This is a genomic window from Streptomyces coeruleorubidus, assembly GCF_008705135.1.
Taxonomy (GTDB): Bacteria; Actinomycetota; Actinomycetes; order Streptomycetales; family Streptomycetaceae; genus Streptomyces; species Streptomyces coeruleofuscus.
Genome location: NZ_CP023694.1, coordinates 9,228,267 through 9,246,512 on the forward strand (window position 1 = coordinate 9,228,267; position 18,246 = coordinate 9,246,512).

General features: G+C 67.6%; 18 protein-coding genes and 2 pseudogenes. 6 read left to right on the plus strand and 14 right to left on the minus strand.

What is annotated here, in order from left to right:
• Window positions 1–133: 133 nt before the first annotated feature.
• From CP976_RS42135 to CP976_RS43175, 6 genes and pseudogenes are all read right to left on the minus strand, one after another.
• Window positions 134–1,426, minus strand: coding sequence for a glycosyltransferase family 2 protein (locus tag CP976_RS42135; RefSeq protein ID WP_229876569.1), 1,293 nt, complete (start codon window positions 1,424–1,426; stop codon window positions 134–136).
• A gap of 38 nt (window positions 1,427–1,464) precedes the next feature.
• Window positions 1,465–1,638, minus strand: a complete 174-nt coding sequence (locus CP976_RS42140) for a hypothetical protein (protein WP_020269611.1) — start codon at window positions 1,636–1,638, stop codon at window positions 1,465–1,467.
• A gap of 27 nt (window positions 1,639–1,665) precedes the next feature.
• On the minus strand, window positions 1,666–2,931 hold the full coding sequence (locus CP976_RS42145; RefSeq protein ID WP_150485078.1) for a nucleotide sugar dehydrogenase: 1,266 nt from the start codon (window positions 2,929–2,931) through the stop codon (window positions 1,666–1,668).
• Window positions 2,932–3,476: 545 nt separating this feature from the next.
• The gene (locus CP976_RS42150) at window positions 3,477–3,719 is read right to left on the minus strand and encodes a hypothetical protein (protein ID WP_373304936.1); all 243 of its coding nucleotides are present in this window, start codon (window positions 3,717–3,719) and stop codon (window positions 3,477–3,479) included.
• A 327-nt stretch (window positions 3,720–4,046) separates the two neighbouring features.
• Window positions 4,047–4,247: pseudogene (locus CP976_RS42160) on the minus strand (transposase); the annotation flags it as partial.
• The gene (locus tag CP976_RS43175; RefSeq protein ID WP_167537237.1) at window positions 4,178–4,495 is read right to left on the minus strand and encodes a hypothetical protein; all 318 of its coding nucleotides are present in this window, start codon (window positions 4,493–4,495) and stop codon (window positions 4,178–4,180) included. The gene CP976_RS43175 and the pseudogene CP976_RS42160, both read right to left, overlap by 70 nt.
• 67 nt (window positions 4,496–4,562) lie before the next feature.
• Between CP976_RS43175 and CP976_RS42165 the strand changes: the two genes are divergently transcribed.
• Entirely contained in the window at window positions 4,563–4,898 is a 336-nt protein-coding gene (locus CP976_RS42165) for a DUF6233 domain-containing protein (RefSeq protein ID WP_150485743.1), read from the plus strand.
• Here CP976_RS42165 and CP976_RS44790 read toward each other — a convergent pair.
• Both CP976_RS44790 and CP976_RS44795 read right to left on the minus strand, forming a co-directional pair.
• A complete protein-coding gene (locus CP976_RS44790) occupies window positions 4,895–5,077 on the minus strand; it encodes a hypothetical protein (RefSeq protein ID WP_373304932.1) in 183 nt (60 codons plus the stop codon). The two genes, CP976_RS42165 and CP976_RS44790, sit on opposite strands and share 4 nt — an antisense overlap.
• An 85-nt stretch (window positions 5,078–5,162) precedes the next feature.
• Window positions 5,163–5,519 (minus strand): Ku protein, encoded by a 357-nt coding sequence (locus CP976_RS44795; protein ID WP_373304933.1) that lies wholly within the window; start codon window positions 5,517–5,519, stop codon window positions 5,163–5,165.
• A gap of 314 nt (window positions 5,520–5,833) precedes the next feature.
• Here CP976_RS44795 and CP976_RS42175 point away from each other — a divergent pair, with 314 nt between their 5' ends.
• From CP976_RS42175 to CP976_RS42185, 3 genes are read left to right on the plus strand one after another with little or no spacing between them, the layout of a single operon-like run.
• Window positions 5,834–6,976, plus strand: a complete 1,143-nt coding sequence (locus CP976_RS42175; RefSeq protein WP_150485079.1) for a tyrosine-type recombinase/integrase — start codon at window positions 5,834–5,836, stop codon at window positions 6,974–6,976.
• On the plus strand, window positions 6,973–9,471 hold the full coding sequence (locus CP976_RS44200) for a tyrosine-type recombinase/integrase (RefSeq protein ID WP_229876571.1): 2,499 nt from the start codon (window positions 6,973–6,975) through the stop codon (window positions 9,469–9,471). The genes CP976_RS42175 and CP976_RS44200 overlap by 4 nt, the downstream gene beginning before the upstream one ends.
• Window positions 9,468–9,983 (plus strand): DUF6262 family protein, encoded by a 516-nt coding sequence (locus CP976_RS42185; RefSeq protein ID WP_150485080.1) that lies wholly within the window; start codon window positions 9,468–9,470, stop codon window positions 9,981–9,983. Before CP976_RS44200 ends, CP976_RS42185 begins: the two co-directional genes overlap by 4 nt.
• Window positions 9,984–10,204: 221 nt before the next feature.
• On the opposite strand, the gene CP976_RS42190 is transcribed toward CP976_RS42185, so the two are convergent.
• From CP976_RS42190 to CP976_RS42200, 3 genes are all read right to left on the minus strand, one after another.
• Window positions 10,205–11,080 (minus strand): aminoglycoside phosphotransferase family protein, encoded by an 876-nt coding sequence (locus tag CP976_RS42190; protein WP_150485745.1) that lies wholly within the window; start codon window positions 11,078–11,080, stop codon window positions 10,205–10,207.
• A 266-nt stretch (window positions 11,081–11,346) separates the two neighbouring features.
• Window positions 11,347–11,580 (minus strand): helix-turn-helix domain-containing protein, encoded by a 234-nt coding sequence (locus CP976_RS42195; protein WP_229876573.1) that lies wholly within the window; start codon window positions 11,578–11,580, stop codon window positions 11,347–11,349.
• 3 nt (window positions 11,581–11,583) lie between these two features.
• Window positions 11,584–13,038, minus strand: coding sequence for an amidase (locus tag CP976_RS42200; RefSeq protein WP_268250164.1), 1,455 nt, complete (start codon window positions 13,036–13,038; stop codon window positions 11,584–11,586).
• Between the two features lie 94 nt (window positions 13,039–13,132).
• Between CP976_RS42200 and CP976_RS42205 the strand changes: the two genes are divergently transcribed.
• Window positions 13,133–13,768: a TetR/AcrR family transcriptional regulator gene (locus CP976_RS42205; protein ID WP_150485081.1), complete on the plus strand. Its 636-nt coding sequence runs from the start codon at window positions 13,133–13,135 to the stop codon at window positions 13,766–13,768.
• Window positions 13,769–13,816: 48 nt separating this feature from the next.
• Here CP976_RS42205 and CP976_RS43350 read toward each other — a convergent pair whose 3' ends face one another.
• From CP976_RS43350 to CP976_RS42215, 3 genes and pseudogenes are all read right to left on the minus strand, one after another.
• Entirely contained in the window at window positions 13,817–14,128 is a 312-nt protein-coding gene (locus CP976_RS43350; protein WP_208838958.1) for a Tn3 family transposase, read from the minus strand.
• A 97-nt stretch (window positions 14,129–14,225) separates the two neighbouring features.
• Window positions 14,226–15,816 (minus strand): annotated as a pseudogene (locus CP976_RS44565) (Tn3 family transposase); the annotation flags it as partial.
• Between the two features lie 677 nt (window positions 15,817–16,493).
• On the minus strand, window positions 16,494–17,039 hold the full coding sequence (locus CP976_RS42215; RefSeq protein ID WP_150485082.1) for an ArsR/SmtB family transcription factor: 546 nt from the start codon (window positions 17,037–17,039) through the stop codon (window positions 16,494–16,496).
• Window positions 17,040–17,134: 95 nt separating this feature from the next.
• Between CP976_RS42215 and CP976_RS42220 the strand changes: the two genes are divergently transcribed.
• Entirely contained in the window at window positions 17,135–18,040 is a 906-nt protein-coding gene (locus CP976_RS42220; RefSeq protein WP_150485083.1) for a S41 family peptidase, read from the plus strand.
• Window positions 18,041–18,246: the final 206 nt, after the last annotated feature.

Consider the following 18,246-nt stretch of genomic DNA (forward strand, 5'->3'; position numbering starts at 1 on the left):
AGGCCCAGGCGAAGCGGCTGCATCACGACCGTGGTCATCGCGGCTCCTATGGGTGCGGGGGCCGGGAGCGGCCCTTGTGTATCCATAGACCGGACGCACGCGGGAAACTCATCGCCCGGGTCGTGCCCGACGGTCAGGCGTTCAGCAGGTCCTTGTTACCGGCACGATGGCGACCACCCTTCGGCAGCGCCGTCTTCGCCGTCAGCCCGCGCGACTGCCAGGCGTTGTCGCGGAGCTTGAACAGGGCCCAGTACCGCGTCGGGCACAGCAGCACGATGTTCATGAACACGGCCGCCGGGGTGCCGACGAGCCAGGAGCGCCAGCGCTGGCGTGTGGTCATGTCCGGCCGCATGAGGACGTACAGCCCGGACTGGCCGTACCGCACCACCAGGTACACGGCGAGGTACACCAGGGCAATTCCAGGGTTGTGGTACCGCCCGCCCAGGGTCATGAGCGTCATGACGACGATCCAGGCCAGCATCACCGGCGTGATGACGAGCTGGAGCAGCCCGAAGGTCGGCGAGATGAGCTGCTTGAGCGACAGCCGCGCGTACACGAACGGCAGCATCCACCACCACGACCGGGCCCAGCGCAGACGCTGTCGGTAGGTCTTCTTCAGCGTCGTCGGCATGTCGGTGACGACGCCGGCCTCGTTGACGGCCACGACCTCACCGCGCATGAGCGCCCTGAGCGCCAGCCAGCGGTCGTCGCCGGTGCCGCACTCCACCTCGTAGGCGTCGAGGTGGTCGTAGAGCAGCTCGGCCCGGTAGAGCGCGAGCGCCCCCGAGGTGGTCTCCAGGGCTCCGAGCATGGAGCGCGAGGAGCGCATCATCACGCACGAGGTGCCGATGTCGATGTCCGCGGCCCGGGAGACCCAGGTCTCCTCGAAGTTGCGGATGTAGATCATGCCGGTGGTGGCCTGGATCTTCGGGTTGCTCATGGCCCGCAGCTGCTGTTCGAGCGCGTCCCGGAAGGGCTCGCCGTCGGAGTCGATGGTGAGGACGTAGTCGAAGTGCTTGTCCTGCTCCTGGAGGTGTCGCAACACGGTGACCTGCGCCCCGCGCTTCCCCTTGTTCTCCTGCCGGTGCCAGAAGACCCGGGGGTGCTCGAAGGGTTCCACGGGGTGCTGCTGGGAACCGTCGTCGATCACGTGGATCTCGTCGACCGGATGCGTCTGGGCCAGCAGCGACCGCACCGTGCGGTGCAGGTTCTCCGAGGGCTCCTCGAAGGCCGGGATGATCGCCACCGTCCGGCCCGGAGCGACCGGGAGGTGGGTGAAGGACCGGCCCTTCAGGAACGAGACGAGACAGAGCACGATCACCGTCATGCCCAGCCACCAGTAGAACGTCAGGATGGGGCTCTTCGACTGGAGGTGCACCACCACGGTGGCAGCGGCCAGAGCCGCCACCACCACGGTCGTCACCACGGCGAACCTCGTTCTCGAGGCGCGGCCCGGGAAGGTGCTCAAGCGGTCACTCGCTTGCCGCGGGTCGCCGTGCGGAACACCGCGACGCCGCCGATCACGAGGAGCATGGCGCCCAGCACGATCCACCCGAGTGCGGTTCCGCCGGTGGCGGCCAGGGCGGCTCCGCCGGTGGCGGTCCCGATGGCGGCGCCCACACCGTTCTGTCCGTACATGTTGTCCCTCTTTCCTTCTGTAGCTCTCTAGAGCCGTTCGATGTGGGGTGCGACGGCCATGACGCCGCGGGTGTCGAGCACGTAGGCGGCCTCGGCGGCGAGTCGCACGAGGTCGAACTCGCCGTGCGGGGTGAGCAGGACGACGGCGTCGAAGTCGGCGACGGTCGCCGGCGCGGTCGTTGTCCCGAAGGGAATCTCCCGGCAACCGCCGTCCGCCACCGGCAGATAGGGGTCTACGACGGTGACGTCGGCCCCCATCGCCCGCAGCCGGTCGGTGACTTCGACGGCCGGCGACTGGCGGGCGTCCGAGGTGTCCGGCTTGTACGCGGCCCCGAGGGCGAGGATGCGCGCCCCGTGCACGCTCCGCCGGAAGCGCCGGCTGAGGGCGTCCTGAAGCCGGCGCACCACATAGTCGGGCTGGCTCTCGTTGATGTCCTGGGCCAGCTCGATGAGCCGGAACGTCTGCCCGTGCCGTGCCTTGACGTGATGACTGAGGTAGACCGGGTCGATGGGCAGACAGTGCCCGCCCACACCGGGCCCGGGCAGGAACTTCGTGAACCCGAAGGGCTTGGTCGCGGCCAGCTCCAGCGTGTGCCACACGTCCACGCCCAGCGTGTGGGCCATCCGCGAAAGCTCGTTGACCAGGGCGATGTTGACGTGCCGGTAGGTGTTCTCGAACACCTTGGCCAGCTCGGCCTCTTCCAGCCCCGAGGCGGGCACGGTGACATCGGTGACGGTGTCGTAGAACTCCTTCACCCGCCCCAGACAGCCCTCGGTCAGCCCGGCGACGATCTTCGGCGTGTTCTCCAGCCGCCAGTCGGCGTTGCCCGGGTCGATGCGCTCGGGACTGAACCCGACGTGGAAGTCCCGCCCGGCGACGAGGCCGGAGCCCTCCTCCAGTAACGGCACGAGCACATCGCGGGTGGTGCCGGGGTGGGTGGTCGACTCGAGCACGACGGTGGCACCCGGCTCGATCCACTCCGCGAGCACACGCCCGGCGTCCCGTACACAACTCAGGTCGGGCGCGCGGTCGGTCAACGGAGTAGGCACGGTGATGACGGCGACGTCGAAGCCCTTGAGGTCCTGCGGGTCCGAACTGGCGGTGTAGGCGCCCGAAGCGAGCACCGCCTGAAGCCGGCTGGAGTCGATGTCCTCGACGTAGGACGAACCGGCGGCCAGCGCCTCGCAACGCGTCCGGTCGGGCTCGTAGCCGGTCACGGTATGACCGGCCTCGGCGGCCCTCACGGCCAGGGGCAGGCCGACATAGCCCTGCCCCAGCACACATATGTGCATGGTGGTTTTCCTCACCCCTGAAGTACGGCCGCCTGTTCCTGAAGCAGGCGGCCGTGGCGTGGTACTGCGTGAGAAGCGGTGTGGGAACGGCACCATCACCGCGTCACCGGTCTGCCAGGGCCCCCTGCCCGAGCGTGCGCAAAGCGCAACCAGTGATCTTCACAAATCCCCCTCATCTGTGGACCTTCATGGTTAAACAAAAATTCGCTAGGCGGAACCCCCTTTACTGATTCGATATCTGTGAAGACTGCTGATCTGGGCGCGGGTTGGGTGGTGACGCGCGGTCAAGTGCCTGATCAGCAGCGCTTGTCTCATGTAGATGATCTTCATAATTCATGGGCTGGCGGATGGGGGTAGCGCTTCTCGGTGGATGCATTCGCGAATTTCGCGCGCCCCCATGTGCGCCCCCGGCACCACCCCTTCCGCAAAGCTGCGGTTACCCGGGGTTAGTCGAGGCTGGACGACTTCCTGAGGCTGAGACAGGTGGTCCACGGGCATCGCGTAGAGGGCGTTGCCGATGACCGCTGCGGCTGATGTGTGCCGAGTCACGCGCTCAAGGTGCTGCCCAAGTTGCCCAGATCACAGCGTAAATGTCCATTTGTCGCGGCGAGTGCCAGAAGGGCCGGCTCCAGGAGGCGGGAGCCCACCTCGATGTAGGTACCGGTGGTGGTGAGGTCCTGGCCGCTGGAGCAGAAGATCACGGAGCTGAGGGTGACGTTGAGCGCCTTCTCGAACCGCTTGCCGGTGAACCGATTGTGCGTGGGGTCCTGTGGGTCGTCCAGAGCCAAGCACCCGCGGGGAGACCAACGGCTGACGCGGTGCGTTGTCCGGGAGCGGTTCCCGAGGTGAAGGCCGCGAAGAACCGGGTGCACCCTGAGGTACGGGTTGGTGCCGGACACCTCGGCGAGGAACGTCTCGTCGTCGTTCTCACTCTCGACTTCGGATCCCCTGGCGCTTCGCCTAACCTGCCACCGGCTTCGGCGGCGTCGGTCGAACTGTTGGAGAGAGCGGCACTGGCCGCCGCTGCGACGCCGCAGACGAAGGTGCAACTCCCTAGAGGGCCGAAGGACTCCGCAACGCAGCGCAGTACACCGATGACAGCCAGCATGCAAGGGTCGAACCAAAAGCGCAGCCAGGATCCGTTCCCAGGTGCCGTCCACGGCCCACCTGAGCAGTCGCTTATGAGCGGTCTGAAACGGGCCCAGCTCATCCGGCAGATCTCGCCAGGGCGAGCCGGTGCGGTACTTCAACGCGATGGCCTCAAGGGTGCGGCGTTGGTCGGCCCATCGGCCGCGACCGCGCGCAGCTCCGCGAGGAACCGCGCCGGCGGCACACGGAGCGCGGCGGTGTGGCGAGGAAGCACTCGCGGCATCGGGTCGAGCCAGCGGGGCCCGTGGTCCCGGTCGTGGAGCACGCCGCTGGTGCGGGACGGCCGGCCGCAGGCGAAGCAGGGCGGCTCCTGCTGCATTCGCGCCCAGGTCTGGGCGAAGCGGGGCGCGGGCGGGGCAGGGGAGAGGGAGGCCGGGTCGACGCCCAGCTTGCGGGCGGCCTCCTCGTGGTTCATGCCTGCTCCGCGGGGTGGGGTGGGGTGGGGGTGGGCTGTGTGGCGCCCCGATCATAGAATAGAACGCATGAACGATTCCGGGGTGTCGCGACTCGCGCTGCTCCGTTTCCTGGAGCGCGTGCAGGAGCGTGACCTGGCCCGCACTCGCAGGTGGATCGTCGATGAGGAACGCCGTGAAGCGGAGCGGCGTGTCGGTGAAGCGCGGCGCCCGCCGATGCCCGAGTGGCTGATCGAGCGGGGCCTGGACCGCAGCAACATCGTTGCCGTACACACGGGTGAGTGCTGGGACCCGGGCAAGCGGGTGAAGCCCGCGACCAGGGCGCAGGCGATCGAGGCGCTACGTCATCAGGTGCCGGCGTGTACGAAGTGCAGGCCGGACACGGCGCTCGGCATCGAGGTCTAGGCGCTGCGCGGCCAGCGCCTGGACGTGTTCTTTGCCGCTGCCTTCTTCGTGGTCTTCTTCGCCGCCGTCTTCTTGGCCGGCTGCTTCTTCGCGGCCGTCTTCTTCGGCATCTCGTGCACGTCGGCGTCCTCGCCGCGCGAGGCCCTGGCCTTCTCGACGGACTCGGTCAGGGCGGCCATCAAGTCGACGACCTGCCCCGGCTTCGACTCCGGCTCCCGAAGCTTCGGCGGCTCGCGGTCCTCCCGCTTGGCCTCGATGATCTGCTCAAGGGCCTCCGTGTAAGTGTCCTGGAACTCCTCGGTCCTCGCGGGTCATGCTGTCCATGAGCGCGAGCGCACCGTCGATCTCCTCGTCGCTGAGCTCGACCGGCGGCGGCAGCAGTTCCTCTGGCGACCTGATCTCGTCGGGCCAGCGCATGGCGTGCAGAACGATGACGTCCTCGCGGACCCGGAGGAGCCCGAGGCATTCGCGGCCGGACCAGGCGTACTTCGCGACGGCCACCTTGCTGCTCCGGTCGAGGGCCATGCGCAGCAGCTTGTACGGCTTCGCGGCGACCTGCCCGCTCGGTGCCAGGTAGTAGCCCTCGCCGATCTTCAGGGGGTCGACGGACTCCAGAGGCACGAAGGCGACGATCTCGATGGCCTTCGCCGTCGGCAGCGGCAGGTCGCGCAGTCCTGATCGGGATGACCTGTTCTTTGGTCAGCTGGTAGCCCCTGCCGATCTCGCCCTGGTCGACCTCACGGTCCTCGATCTCGCAGTACTTGCGCACTCGTACCCGGCCCATGTTCTCGGGGGGTTCCAGGACTGTGGTGTGACGTCGTACGGCACCTCCTCGTTGAGGTCGTAGGACAGGTTCTCCGGGGGTGTGGCTCTGCGGTGGATCGTTGCGATCGACTCGTGGACTAGGGGTACAAGTGCGTGCATTTCCTGTTCGGATGCCTTCGGGCCCCCGGTACTGGACCGTGGTAGATGACGATCTTGAGGTCGTCGAGGACGCTGACCATTTCCTGCGGGAGATTCGGCTGGCGCGAGGGCGGGCGGAGCTGACGACGAAGGCGTACGCCGAGGGTCTCGTCTTGTTCTTGCGCTGGTGCGTGAGCACGGGGCGGGACTGGCGGACGGCGGCTCGCGAGATGGGGCTGTTCATCCTCTGGCTGAGGTGGACACCCGGCAACGGCGGGCAGCGCCAGGTCGTAGTGCCCGGGCCCGGGACCAAGCCGGTCCGCGGGGACACTCGGATCAACAAAGTGCTCACAGCCGTGCGGATGTTCCTGGTCCACGCGGTCATCAACAAGGCCGTGCAGGCCTCGGTGCTGGAGCAAATCTACGAACTGAGCGACGACCACGACCTGCCCTTGGCGGCCCGCGGTGAGAGTGGTGCGATGCGCCACCGTCTGCGAGCCCACCATCGACTCCAAGAACCCGAGACCGAGGTCGATCGAGCCAGCGATGAGGAGGTCATTGCGATGTTCCTCGCCTGCCGCTCGGCGCGCGACCGGCTGATCATGCTCCTGCTGTCCCGGGTCGGGCTACGTCCAGGGCAGGTCGCTGGCCTTCGTCGTTGTGATCCTCACCTGCTGCTGGACTCGTGGTCACTGGGCTGCCATGTCGAAGGCGCCCACGTGCATGTCGTCCGTCGTCAGAACGAGAACAACGCGTGGTCGAAGTCGAAGAAGTCGTGGGTGATGCCCGTGGACTTCCTGGTCGTGAAGGCATTCGACCAGTACGCGCTGGAACGGCATGAGCGTCTGGAGTCCGACGGCAGCGACTTTCTGCTCGTCAACCTCTTCCGTCGCCCTCTGGGTGCGCCGATCTCTGCGGACGCAATCGGGGAGTTGTGCGAGTCGTTGTCTCGGCGGGCGGGGCTGGGCCGCAGGGTGGGGCCTCGGATGTGCCGGCACGCGATGGCCAGCAACGTTGTCGACGCGGGCGGCAAGTTGGACGAGGTTCAGATGCTCCTGGGGCACAAGCACCCCGAATCCGCGCGCCCCTACTTGCATCCGGCGGCATCACGGCTGCGTGAGGCAGTCAACCGTGTCCCCTCGCCGCGAGAGCTGGGCGGGGAGGGCGCCCGATGAAAGTGACCGCTGCTCCGCTCCGGCCCACAGCGGGCTCGGAGGAGGACAAGGACGCCAGCAGGACCGCGGAATTGCGGGCCGCGGTGGGTCAGGAAATTCTGGACCTGCTGGGCTGGTCGGACGAGGTCGGGATGCTGTTCTTCCCTTACGACCACCACCTCCTGGGCATGCCGAAGTGCAGGGTGACGGGCTGCTCGCAGGCCAGTGTTGCCCGACAACTGTGCGAGGGGTGCCGACTGCGGTGGAGGCAGGCAGGCAGGCCCGACGTGGACGAGTACGTGGAGCATGCTCGCCCCGGTACGCGCCGGACCGGGGTTGAGGACTGTTCGGTGAAGGGATGCCCGCGGCCATTCCAGTCATGGAGAAAACCGGTCTGCTCGACCCACCTCGGCCAGCTCACCCGGCTTCAGGTCACGTTGGAGGAGTTCCTGGTCCGCGACGATGTTGTCCCCCTGCCGGCCTTCGGGCACTGCGAGGTCCTGGCCTGCCACCGCAAGCGAGACGGCAGATCCCCGTACTGCCATGGCCATCGCGTCCGCTGGTCCTCGGCCGTCAAACGCGGACTGAGCACACACGACGAAGCCCGATGGCGGCGTACTACCGCGCCTGTCTCGGCAAACAACGAGGTCAGCCTGCGCGGGCTGGCCGACCGGGTGGTCGCGGAAATCCTCTACGGCATCCAGGCCCGTACCCGAGAGGGGCTGCACACGACGCAGCCCGTGCTCCGGACGCTCACCAACCGGCTGCGCGAGCTCGAATTGCCCTCGCTGACCGCGGTGGACCTAGACCAGGTATCCCGCGGCGAACGGGGGTTCTGCAGCAGCCTGGTCACCCAAGTCGGCCGCTTCGGGCTCACCCCGGAGGGCGAACGGGCCAAGGACGTGTGGAACGGCGCCGTCTTCGGCCATGCCGGCTATCTGCGCTTCACCGGGATCCACCAGCCGTGGCTCCGCAGTGCCGCAAAGGAATGGGCGTTCTTCTCCCTGCCTCAGCGCCGCGGCAAGGCCATCGCCACATGCCAAGAAGTCGTCAGCGCTTTCGCACTCCTCTCCGAAAGCCTGCAGCTGCAGCGCGAGGACTGCGGCAACGACATCCAGGCCGTGGGCCGCAGAGACATCACCGCCTTCACCAACCGGCTGAGCTATCTGCGCCACACCGGCGTCATCTCAGCCCGCAGAACAGTGGTCATCAGCCGATACGTACGCAGCAACCTGGCCCGAATGCGGTCTCTGGGCCTGACCCGCTCCGGCGAACCGCTGCACGGCTTGCCGGACGACTTCGCCCTCTTGGCCGAGGACATCCCCGACGACCCCGAGGACACTGAAGCAGGCAAAGACCTCCCGCCCGAGGTCATGCGTCAAGTCTGCGAACACCTGCCCTCACTCGCCGGCACGAAGCGGAACGGCAACGAGAACCGAGTGGCCACAGAACTGCTGATCGACACCGGCAGGCGGCCCACCGAGATCTGCCAACTGCGCTGGGACTGCCTCGAACAGGACAGCACCGGCCAGAACGTCCTGATCTACGACAACTACAAGTCCGGCCGCAAAGGACGGCGACTGCCGATCTCCCAGGCAACCGCAGGAGTGATCACCAGGCAGCAGGAGCTGATCCGCACCGACTTCCCCCTGACTCCCACCGCTGAGCTGATGCTCCTGCCGACACGGGTAGGCAACCCCCACGGCCGCAAAGCGATCGGGGCCGGCTGGCTGTCCGGCCGCCACCGCGAATGGATCCAGTCACTGCCCGAGTTCCTGGTTCCCACCCGCGTCGAGATCAATGGGCAGCAGGTCACCAAGATGCTGCCCTTCGAAAAGCCCAAGATCTTCCTCTACGCCTACCGGCACACCTACTGCCAGCGGCATGCTGACCAGGGCATCCAGCCCGATGTCCTCCAAAGCCTGATGGACCATCGCCAACTGGCAACTACTCAGCGTTACTACCGGGTCGGTGAGCAGCGCAAACGCGAGGCCGTCGACCGCGTATCGACGATGCAGTTCGACCGCCACGGCAACCGCACCTGGCGGCAAGCCAAGGAACTGCTGGACGACGAGTACGCACGCCGCGCCGTCGGCGAAGTTCAGGCACCCTACGGCGTCTGCGTCGAGCCGTCCAACGTCGCGGCCGGCGGACACGCCTGCGCTGTCCGATTCCGCTGCATCGGCTGCGACGACTTCCGCACCGACGCTTCCTACCTCCCCGACCTGGAGGCATACCTCGCCGACCTGCTGCGAAACCGAGAGCGCCTAGCCGCGTTCACCTCCGCCGACGACTGGGCAAAAGCCGAGGCCACACCCTCCGATGAGGAAATCACCCGGGTCCGTCGTCTGGTCCGGCGTGTCCGAGAGGACCTCGACGCCCTCACCGACGAGGACCGCGCGCAGATCAAGGAAGCCACCAGCGTCCTGCGCCGCAGCCGACGGCACATCGTCGGCCTCGGGATGCCCCGCGTCGGACCACCCATGCCCGACTTCCATCCCGGCAGAACAGCATGACCAACATGAGCGACGGCCGGCGGGCCGACTCGGCCCGCCGCCGTGAACGGGTCCTCAAGGCCCTGGACACAATGCTGCGAAGCGACGCCGACATCACCGTTTCGGCACTCGCCCGCACCGCGCGAGTGGACCGCACCTTCCTCTACCGGCACCGCGACCTCCTCCAACGCGTCCACACGGCCGCGGCCGCCCCTCCGCAGGAGGCGCGGATCGCCGCTGTCAGCCGGGCCTCCCTGCAGGCCGACCTGGCCAACGCGCTGGAACGGAACAAACGCCTTGCCACGCGGGTTCGGCAGTTGGAGAAGCGCCTCTCTCAGACCCTCGGCGAGGCTGCCTGGGCCGAGTCGGGCCTTGGGGCGCCGGCCGACATCGACCAACTTCAGCAACGCATCACGATGCTGGAACAGAACCTCGCCGACATCCAAGGCCAGCTCGATGAACGTGACGATGAACTGGAGGCTGCCCGAGCGGCCAACCGAGAACTGACCCGCGCCTTGAATCAGCGCGCGTGACCTCCGACGCCCGCGGCTGGGAAGCCCGTCGAACCCGTGAAAGCGGCCGGCAAGCCCAAACCCATACGCATCCGGCGAATGCAGCCACAAGCGATCCGCCTGGCCCCCGCCGCCTTACGCTGATTACCGAAGCGGGGTGTCCTGGAGCGACCCGGCCGGGCGCACGACACGCGGCTGACGAGAGCCGAGGTCACTCGGCAGGAACTGCTATTCGCGTGGGATCAGCGAGACAGGGAGAGTAGTTCGTCGATCACCGGCTCTGGACCGTCATAGGTGAGGTGCGCGATGGCTGCCATTGGCGCGATCACTCGGCTCCAGCCATACAACCGGTCCCCATCGAGCCCGCACGCGGTCGCCACCCGCTGGCAACGGGCCTCGACGCCCTCTTGTCCGGCGCCGGCCACCACATAGTCGACGGCGTCGAAGCATGGGTCGCCCACGCATGCCTTCGGGTCGATCGCGATCAGACCGCGCGACGGGCCGCCGTCCAGGACGTTGCCGAGGTGCAGATCGCCGTGCAGCAACACGAGCCTGGCCTGACTGTCCAGCAACGTCTCACAGCGCCGTATCGCCCGCTGCCACGCGGCCTGGTCAATCCGTGCTCCGATGGCCGGCTCGGACAGCCGCCGGCCGATCCGGACGAAGGCCTCGTCAAACCGACCGCGCAGATCCAGTGGGCAGTGCGCGGGTGGGGCCACGGCGTGCAGCGCGGCAAGCAACTCTCCCCACTGCTGCGGCAAGGACGTCTGCGGCATGTTGTCGGCCTCGGTGCCGGGCAGGACCTCCTCCAACACCATCGCCCCGGCCTCCGCGTCGGCAGACAATACGGCCGGCACCCGACCCGACGGCGCGAACAAGCGCAGCATCTCCACCTGCTTGGACAACAGCGCCCGATCCGGACTGAGCTTGAGAACCGCCGGCGTTCCGTCAGGCCATTGACAGCGACAGACGACAGAGGAGGCTCCACTCGCGAACAGCTCACCGAGCACGAAACCCCACCGCGCAGCCAGACGCGCAGCGAGGTCCGGAACCTCAGCGAGCCAACCCTCTGCCTCGGGACCGAATCGACCTACCAACCGAGCGCGGACCTCTTCCATATTCACCCCGGCAGCTTGCACCCCAAACTGCCGCCATGCACACGCATATCGACAGAAGCGGATCTGGTCGGCCAGGCCGTCCGAACTGACGCGATATCGCCGTCAAGGAGAGCGGAGTTAAGGCCTACCCAGGCCAGCCCTACGACCCACCAGTCACGGAACGTCACAGATCCTCGGTTGTGACGCGGCTTCTTACTGGTGGGCTCTCGTATTGGCCCCGGAGTCCTAGCCCAGACACCAGGGAACAAGTAACCCGCTAGTAGCTTTCACGGCTTCATGACCGCGGACTTCTTCGGCTGATGAGGCACAGTCCTGGTCTTGTCGAGGTGCCCGTACACCGTGGACCGCGGGACGCCGAACATATCGGCGATCTGCTGGACGGTCTTCTCCCGCTCGTCGTAGAGCCGTTGGGCGAGCGCGGCCTGGTCCTCGGTGAGCTTCGGCCGGCGCCCGCCGACCCGGCCAAGGAGGGCCCGTCTCCCTGCCCACTGTCGTAGCACTGCCTACCGCGCGGCCGGTGGGACTTCCGGGCGAGGGTCGATCGGTGTGAGCACTCCGAGGCGGTCCTCGACCTCCTGGGCAGCATCCAGGCAGAGATCCTCCCGGAACGCGCGCCCGACGATCTGCACGCTGGACGGTAGGCCGTCGGTCACTCCGGTCGGTACGGCGACCCCCGGTACCCCCGCGAAGCTGGTCACCGTGCACAGGCGCATACCCGAGCCGACTCGTTCCCGTCCGGCCTGGTCGCGTGACTCCAGCCCCGGCTCGACGGCCGGCTCTGTGAACACCGGCCCGAGCAGCAGCGGGTACTCGTCGAGGAACTCCGCCCAGGAGCGGCGGATGCCCAGCCAGACCCCCATCAGCTGCATGAACTCCGCTGCGGTCGCGGGCGGGGTCTTCTCCATCGTCATCTCGATGTAGCGATCTCCGCCCTCGCCGAGCAGTGTCCGCACCACCGGCCAGGTCGGGGCGAATTCGGTCACGACGATCCGGTGGTACGCCTCAAGTGCCTCATCCAGCCGCGGAACGTCCGCCATCTCCCGCACATCGTACCCGGCGTCCCGCAGCGCGTCGGCCGCGTCCGCGACAGCTCCGCGGACCGTGGGGTGGACGCCGTGGCCGCCGGGATCGGCGACGACCGCGACCTTCACCGGTCCCGGCAGCGGCTCACCGCGGAGGGGCACCGGTACGGCCCGCGGGTCCCGCGGGTCGGCCCCGGCCAGCACCTCGTATGCCAGCCGCAGGTCGGCGATCCTGCGGGCCAGGGGCCCGTCGGTGACCAGCATCTGTGAGGCCGGTCCGGGGTCGTCCGGGCCGAGAATACGGTGGTCGGCGGGGAATCGCCCGGCGGTGGGCTTCAGTCCCGCCACGCCGCAGAACGAGGCCGGGATCCGTACCGATCCGCCGGAGTCGTTGCCGAGCCCGAGCGCGGCCATGCCGGTGGCGACGGCCACTCCGTCGCCGCCGCTGGAACCTCCCGGAGTCCGGCTCCGGTTCCAGGGGTTGACGGTGTCGCCGAACAGTTCGCTGCGGGTGTGCATCCCGGCCAAGATCAGGGTGGGTATGTTGCTGTGCCCGATCGGTATGGCTCCGGCAGCACGCAGCCGGGCCACCGGGGGTGCGTCGGCCGTCGCCACCAGATCGCGGAAGCGCGCGATTCCCATCGTGGTCGGCACACCTTCGACGGCGGTGGTCTCCTTCACCGTAAACGGCACCCCTGCCAGAGGCCCCAGCTCTTCGCCTGCGGTCCGGCGCAAATCCGTCTGCGCCGCGGCTTCACGGGCGCGCTCGGCCATCAGCTGAGTGACCGCGTTGACCTGCGGGTTGACGTCGGCGATGCGGTCCAGGTGGCTGTCGACCAGTTCGACAGCCGATACGTCTCCATTTCGGACTGCCTCTGCCTGGGCCGCGGCCGGCATCTTCCATAGGGCGTCCCGCACGATTCTTGTCCTCCCCATTCATGTGGCGCTCGCGATTCATGTGTCGAAGCGCTCGCGTCGGAACCATAACCCAGAAGCGATACGATCGTATTGAAAAAGGAGGCGCCCGAACATGCCCAAGCAGGTGGACTACGAGAGCCGACGCCGACGGATCGCCGAGGCCGTCTGCCTCCTCTCTGACGAACACGGACCTGAGGGAGTGACCATGCGCGACGTCGCCACCCGCGCGGAGGTCTCCCTGGGTGCCGTTCAGCGTTGCTTCCGCAATAAGGAGGAGATGCTCCTGTTCGCCGTCGACCACGTCGGCGAGCGCATCACCGAACGTGTACGGACCCGCCTGTCCAGCAGCCCAGCCCAGTCAGCCGCTACCGCCCTGGGCCACGCGGCCACCGAGATCGCCCTGCTCCGCAGAAAGCACCGCGCCGAGGCACGGGTGTGGCTCGCGTTCGTCGCCCAAGCCGCCGTCAGCGAGCCACTCGCCGCCAAACTCAGAATCAGTTACGCGGCTCTCCAGGACCTCCTCGCTCGCCTCATCACGGAGGCCAGCGAGAGCGGCCCGGCCGACGATGACGCTGCGACGCTCGATCCGCAGCGCGAGGCCCGGGCCCTGCTCGCCCTCGCGGACGGCCTGACCAGCCATGTGCTCATAGGGCACTTGACCTCTGAGGAGGCCGAGGATGCGCTGCACGTGCATTTGGTCCGCCTCTGGGAACGCCTCCCCACCAGCCGTCCCGGAAAGGCCGTCTGACACTCGTGGAGCTGATCGTCTTGCGCGTGCCGTGTCAGCTGAGCCTGCTTACCAGATGCGGGGAACTGTCACGGGCGCCAGGTCGAGCCGCTTGTCCATCTCCAGCCGGAACGTGCCGTACGGGTTGATGTTCGACCAGAAGAGCGCCGTCAGCCCGCGCCGGTCCTCGTCCGAGAGCTTCCTGGCCCAGGCAGGTTCGGCAAGAATGCGCTGAAGCAGCAGGGTGTTGATGTGGACCAGGCTGGACTGGAGAAGGTGGAGCGCGAGCATCGAGGTCTCGGCGTGCTCCTTGTCCGGGCCGGTGAGGGCGCCGTCTTTGCCGTAGTGCAGCACTGTGTTCGCCGAGTTCCAGTTCTCCACGACCTGGAGGCCGCCGTGGATCTCGCGGCGCAGGTCCGGGGCTGGCGAGGTAGTCGCACGCGAAGATGGTGCGGACCGCGCGGCCGAGTTCTTCGAGCGCGGCGTAGGTGGGGTGTTTGGGGCCGCCGCGGGTGAAGCGCCGCAGGACCTGTTCCGCCTCCGTGGTGCCCAGGCGTAGGGCGGTGGCGTACTTGACAATCTGGTCGTACTGCTGGGCGATCAGGTCCCACTTGATCGACCGAGTCGTCAGCGAGGCGCCGAGCGCCGGCCAGCCGGGCGGGGTGTCGTCCGGGCGGTACAGGCGGATGCTGCCGATGTTCTTCAGCCTCGGCAGCAGACGGAAGTTGAGCAACTCGGTGAAGGCGAACCCGACGACCGACGCGCCGTGCGTGTCGACGTAGTTCGACTCGATCTCGGTGTCCGTGCAGTGCCGCAGCAGGCCCTCGATCATCGCCGCGACCTCGGACGACGAACAGCTCTTGAGCTGGGAGTAGATGCAGACGTTCTTCCGCTCCACATGCCAATAGATCATCACGCCGTTGCCCGCCGTAGCGGGCGTGGTACTCGGTCATGAAGTTGCTGGACCAGGATCCGAACTTCTTCGAGTCCGAGGCGCAAGCGGTGCCCTGGCCCCACCATGCGGTGTCCCGGGCCGCGAAGGTGGCGTTGACCAGTTTCCGTACGGCGGCCCGCAGGTTGTCGACGGTGATGAAGTGACGGCGCACGTGCCGCAGCGCCGCCTCACTCTCGCCGTGCTCGCCGGTCGCCACGATGGCGCGGATGCCCATGTTGGTGCCCAGGGCGAACAGGGCCAAGAGAAGCCGTCGCTGGAGAACGGCGCGGTCGATGCGCTCGTACGCGGCGACCGAGGCGAACTCGTCGGTGAAGCCGGTGTCGAAGTCGGCGTTCTTGAGCACGTCCAGGAGGTCGAGCACACCCCAGCGGCGTACGACCTCGTCCTTGAGCGCTTGGAGGCCGGTGGGCTCGTCCAGCTTCTCCAACTTCGGCACGGAGATCCACGGCTCGCTGTGCCGGGTGGTCACCTTGACCCCGCCCGCCGAGCCGTCCGTCAGCGCGGCCGTGAGCCGGTCCAGGCCGTTCGTCATCCGCTGCTTCAGGTCCGTGATGCACTCCCGCGCGTCCAGCGGTTGACGGATCGCCGCGTAGTGCACGGTGCGGGTGGCCTCGAAGTCTCCGGGCAGATCGTCCTCCGGGTTGCGCCAGCGGGCCGCGCCCTCGATGTATATCTCGCGCCGCCGGATCGCATCGCGCAGCGCGACCAGGACGCACAGCTCGTACGGGATGCGTTCGACCCTGCCCTTGTCGTCGACGACGGCCTCGCGCCAGTCCTTGCGTACGACGCCATCCATCGGCACCGTGTCGCCGGCGTCGTAGAAGTGGGTCTTGCCGTCGACGCTGGCGTACTTCTCCAGCAGCGCGAGCGCGTCCATCACCGGCCGGTAGGCGGTGTTGTTGCAGCGGAAGCCCAGCGTCCGCAGCAGCGGCGGCAGCATCTGCCGGTAGTACGAGCTGTACAACTGCCGCCAGTACCCCGGGGAACCCGCCCGCTGGTGAAGTAAATGATCACCGGAAGCATATCGGCTCCATGTCCCGCCGACCTCGTTGCGGAGCCGGGTGATGCTCTTGTCGTGGTAGCCGAGAGCGTTCGCGACGACGAGGGCAGGCATCTCCAGGAGTTGTTGCCCGTCAGCCGTCGGTGCCGGGGCTTCACCTGAAACGGCGATACCACCACACGTGTTGCACCTGCTAGCGTCCACGAAACCGACGCTGAGCTGCGCAAAACCGAATGAGCCTGCCTCGCGCTACGGGTGCTGCCCCAGAGAACCCATGTCCTCCAGGTGGTACTGGTGGAATCTGATCGAGTGGTCCTCGGTCGCGCTGGCCACGGTGATCGGCACGGTGCTGTTGACTGAACTAACAGGAGAATATTCGCAGGTCAGAAGCTTTTTCTGTTAGCTTCCCGACGTACGTGCTCAAGACTGGAGATTCAGCCCGGGACCTGGTGCGTTTCACGCCGCCGCAGACCGGTGCGTTGATGCAGCCGTAAGGCTGTTCAGCACTACGGCAGCTTGCGGGGCCAGCGGCGAAGAGGTGAAGGGGCAAGGCTTCCCGGAAGTCGAACCGTGAATGGAGCGCCGGGACCGCGTCGCCGCGCAGGAGCACCTCGGTGGAGTCCTGGACGCCGCTGACCTCCGAGTTGTCCCCGGGCTCGAGGATGACGACGGTCGCGTCCGCCCCCGCCCCGATCAGGGCCGAGCCCATCTGGTACTGGCGGAGCCCGGCTCCGGCGACGGACAGTGCCGCCGCCTCGGTGGTCAGGGACGGGAGCGTTTGCGTCACCTGGTCACCCTATCCAGGAGGACGGGCCAGGGCTGATTGATCGTGACTCGATACGCGCCCCAGTGGTGCTGGTCGGCAGGGCCTGCTGATAGAGCGCCACCAACACACCGTGCACCGGCTGGTCCTCTGCATCCTCCTCGGCCTCATCGACCAGTTGGGCGAGGGTTTCGCCGAGTTCTCTTGCCTTCGTAGGGCTCAGACGCAGGTGGCGCAGTGTCAGGTGGGTTTCGACGGGGGAGCGGTCCAGCTCCTGGGCGACCGCGGCAAGCATCGCGGCGGTGCCTGCCGCTTGAGGTTCGGCGACGACCATCTGGCGGGCCGTGCGCTGGTAGTACTGCTCGGTGCCGCCGCGGACCTGGCGGGTCCCGGCGATGTGGACCAGCGCGGCTTCGCGGAGCACTTTGAGGTGGTGGGCCACGTTGCCCTTCTTCGCGTCGAGCTGGGCCGCAAGCTGGCTGGTGGTGGCAGGCCGGTGGCTCAGGGCAAAGAGCAACCGCTGACGCAATGGGTGAGAGAGCGCCGCGAACTGCTCAGGCGCACCGATCTCCAAGACGTCCTCAGGAGGCGGTGAATAGGCTGATCACGCATACCGAAAGCGTCTAAACTCTTTGACGCTTTCGCAAGGGCAGTGCTCTACTCCGTGCCATGACGACTCCGACGAAGCTTGCGCCGGCCCCTGTCATCGACGAGACGGCCCGGCTGCTCACCGAGCACTACGTTTTCCCCGAGATAGCTGAGCAGCTGGCCGGCCTGCTGCAACGACGCCTCACCGAGGGCGCCTACGACGTCGACGACGCCGAGGAGCTCGCCCGCCTGGTCACCGCGGACCTGCAGTCTGTCAACGGCGACCGGCACCTGAGACTGAAGCACCACGCCGCCCCGGTCTCCCCGAAGCGGGGGGCTGCCAACCGGGACGCCATGCGCCGGGACTTCGACTCCTCTCTGGGCGGTGCGCCCCGGGTGCAGTTGCTCGACGGAGGGGTCGCCGTGGTGGAGCTGGCACCGATGCTGTTTCCGCTGGAGTGGGCCGCCGAACCGCTGAGCGCCGCGCTCACCCTGGCCTCCCGCGCCCAGGCGCTGATCGTGGACCTGCGCGCCAACCGGGGCGGCGACCCGGACGCGGTCGCCTTCGTCTGCAGCTACCTACTGGACGAGCGCACCCACCTCAACACCATGTACTGGCGCGGCGGCGAGCGCAGCGAGCAGTCCTGGAGCCTGCCGCACGTTCCCGGCGTGCGCTTCGGCGGCAGCAAGCCGTTGTATGTGCTGTCCAGCGACAGCACCTTCTCTGCCGCTGAGGAGCTGGCGTACGACCTCCAGCAGCTCGGCCGCGCCGTAGTCGTCGGCGAGCCCACCCGCGGCGGCGCGCACCCGTGCCAGGGCTGGACCCTGCACCCACACCTTGAAGCCACCGTCCCCGTCGGCCGCGCCGTCAACCCCGTCTCCAGCACGAACTGGGAGGGCACCGGTGTGCAGCCGGACATCCCTTGCGCCGCTGCTGACTCGCTCGACCACGCTCACGCCCTGGCCCTCGCACGACTGGCAGGCTGACCCAGTCCGCTCATCGACAGCACTGCGCGCAGCGCCTCCCCCCACCCACGTCGGTGACTGACTTCGTCGGCGGAGGCCCCCCGTCTCCGGCGGCCCCCAGCGCGCTCATCCCGCACGACTAGGTTCGCTGTCAACCGCTTGAATTGGGTGACAAGGGACAGTGAGGATGTCGTGCGTGCCGATGCGACGCCAGATGAGGTGCTGCT

Coding starts and splice junctions, on each gene's coding strand:
- CP976_RS42140 (WP_020269611.1), bottom strand. CDS start 1,638: ATGTACGGACAGAACGGTGTGGGCGCCGCCATCGGGACCGCCACCGGC.
- CP976_RS42145 (WP_150485078.1), bottom strand. CDS start 2,931: ATGCACATATGTGTGCTGGGGCAGGGCTATGTCGGCCTGCCCCTGGCC.
- CP976_RS43175 (WP_167537237.1), bottom strand. CDS start 4,495: ATGAACCACGAGGAGGCCGCCCGCAAGCTGGGCGTCGACCCGGCCTCC.
- CP976_RS42165 (WP_150485743.1), top strand. CDS start 4,563: ATGAACGATTCCGGGGTGTCGCGACTCGCGCTGCTCCGTTTCCTGGAG.
- CP976_RS44790 (WP_373304932.1), bottom strand. CDS start 5,077: ATGGCCGCCCTGACCGAGTCCGTCGAGAAGGCCAGGGCCTCGCGCGGC.
- CP976_RS42175 (WP_150485079.1), top strand. CDS start 5,834: ATGCCTTCGGGCCCCCGGTACTGGACCGTGGTAGATGACGATCTTGAG.
- CP976_RS44200 (WP_229876571.1), top strand. CDS start 6,973: ATGAAAGTGACCGCTGCTCCGCTCCGGCCCACAGCGGGCTCGGAGGAG.
- CP976_RS42185 (WP_150485080.1), top strand. CDS start 9,468: ATGACCAACATGAGCGACGGCCGGCGGGCCGACTCGGCCCGCCGCCGT.
- CP976_RS42190 (WP_150485745.1), bottom strand. CDS start 11,080: ATGGAAGAGGTCCGCGCTCGGTTGGTAGGTCGATTCGGTCCCGAGGCA.
- CP976_RS42200 (WP_268250164.1), bottom strand. CDS start 13,038: ATGGGGAGGACAAGAATCGTGCGGGACGCCCTATGGAAGATGCCGGCC.
- CP976_RS42205 (WP_150485081.1), top strand. CDS start 13,133: ATGCCCAAGCAGGTGGACTACGAGAGCCGACGCCGACGGATCGCCGAG.
- CP976_RS42220 (WP_150485083.1), top strand. CDS start 17,135: ATGACGACTCCGACGAAGCTTGCGCCGGCCCCTGTCATCGACGAGACG.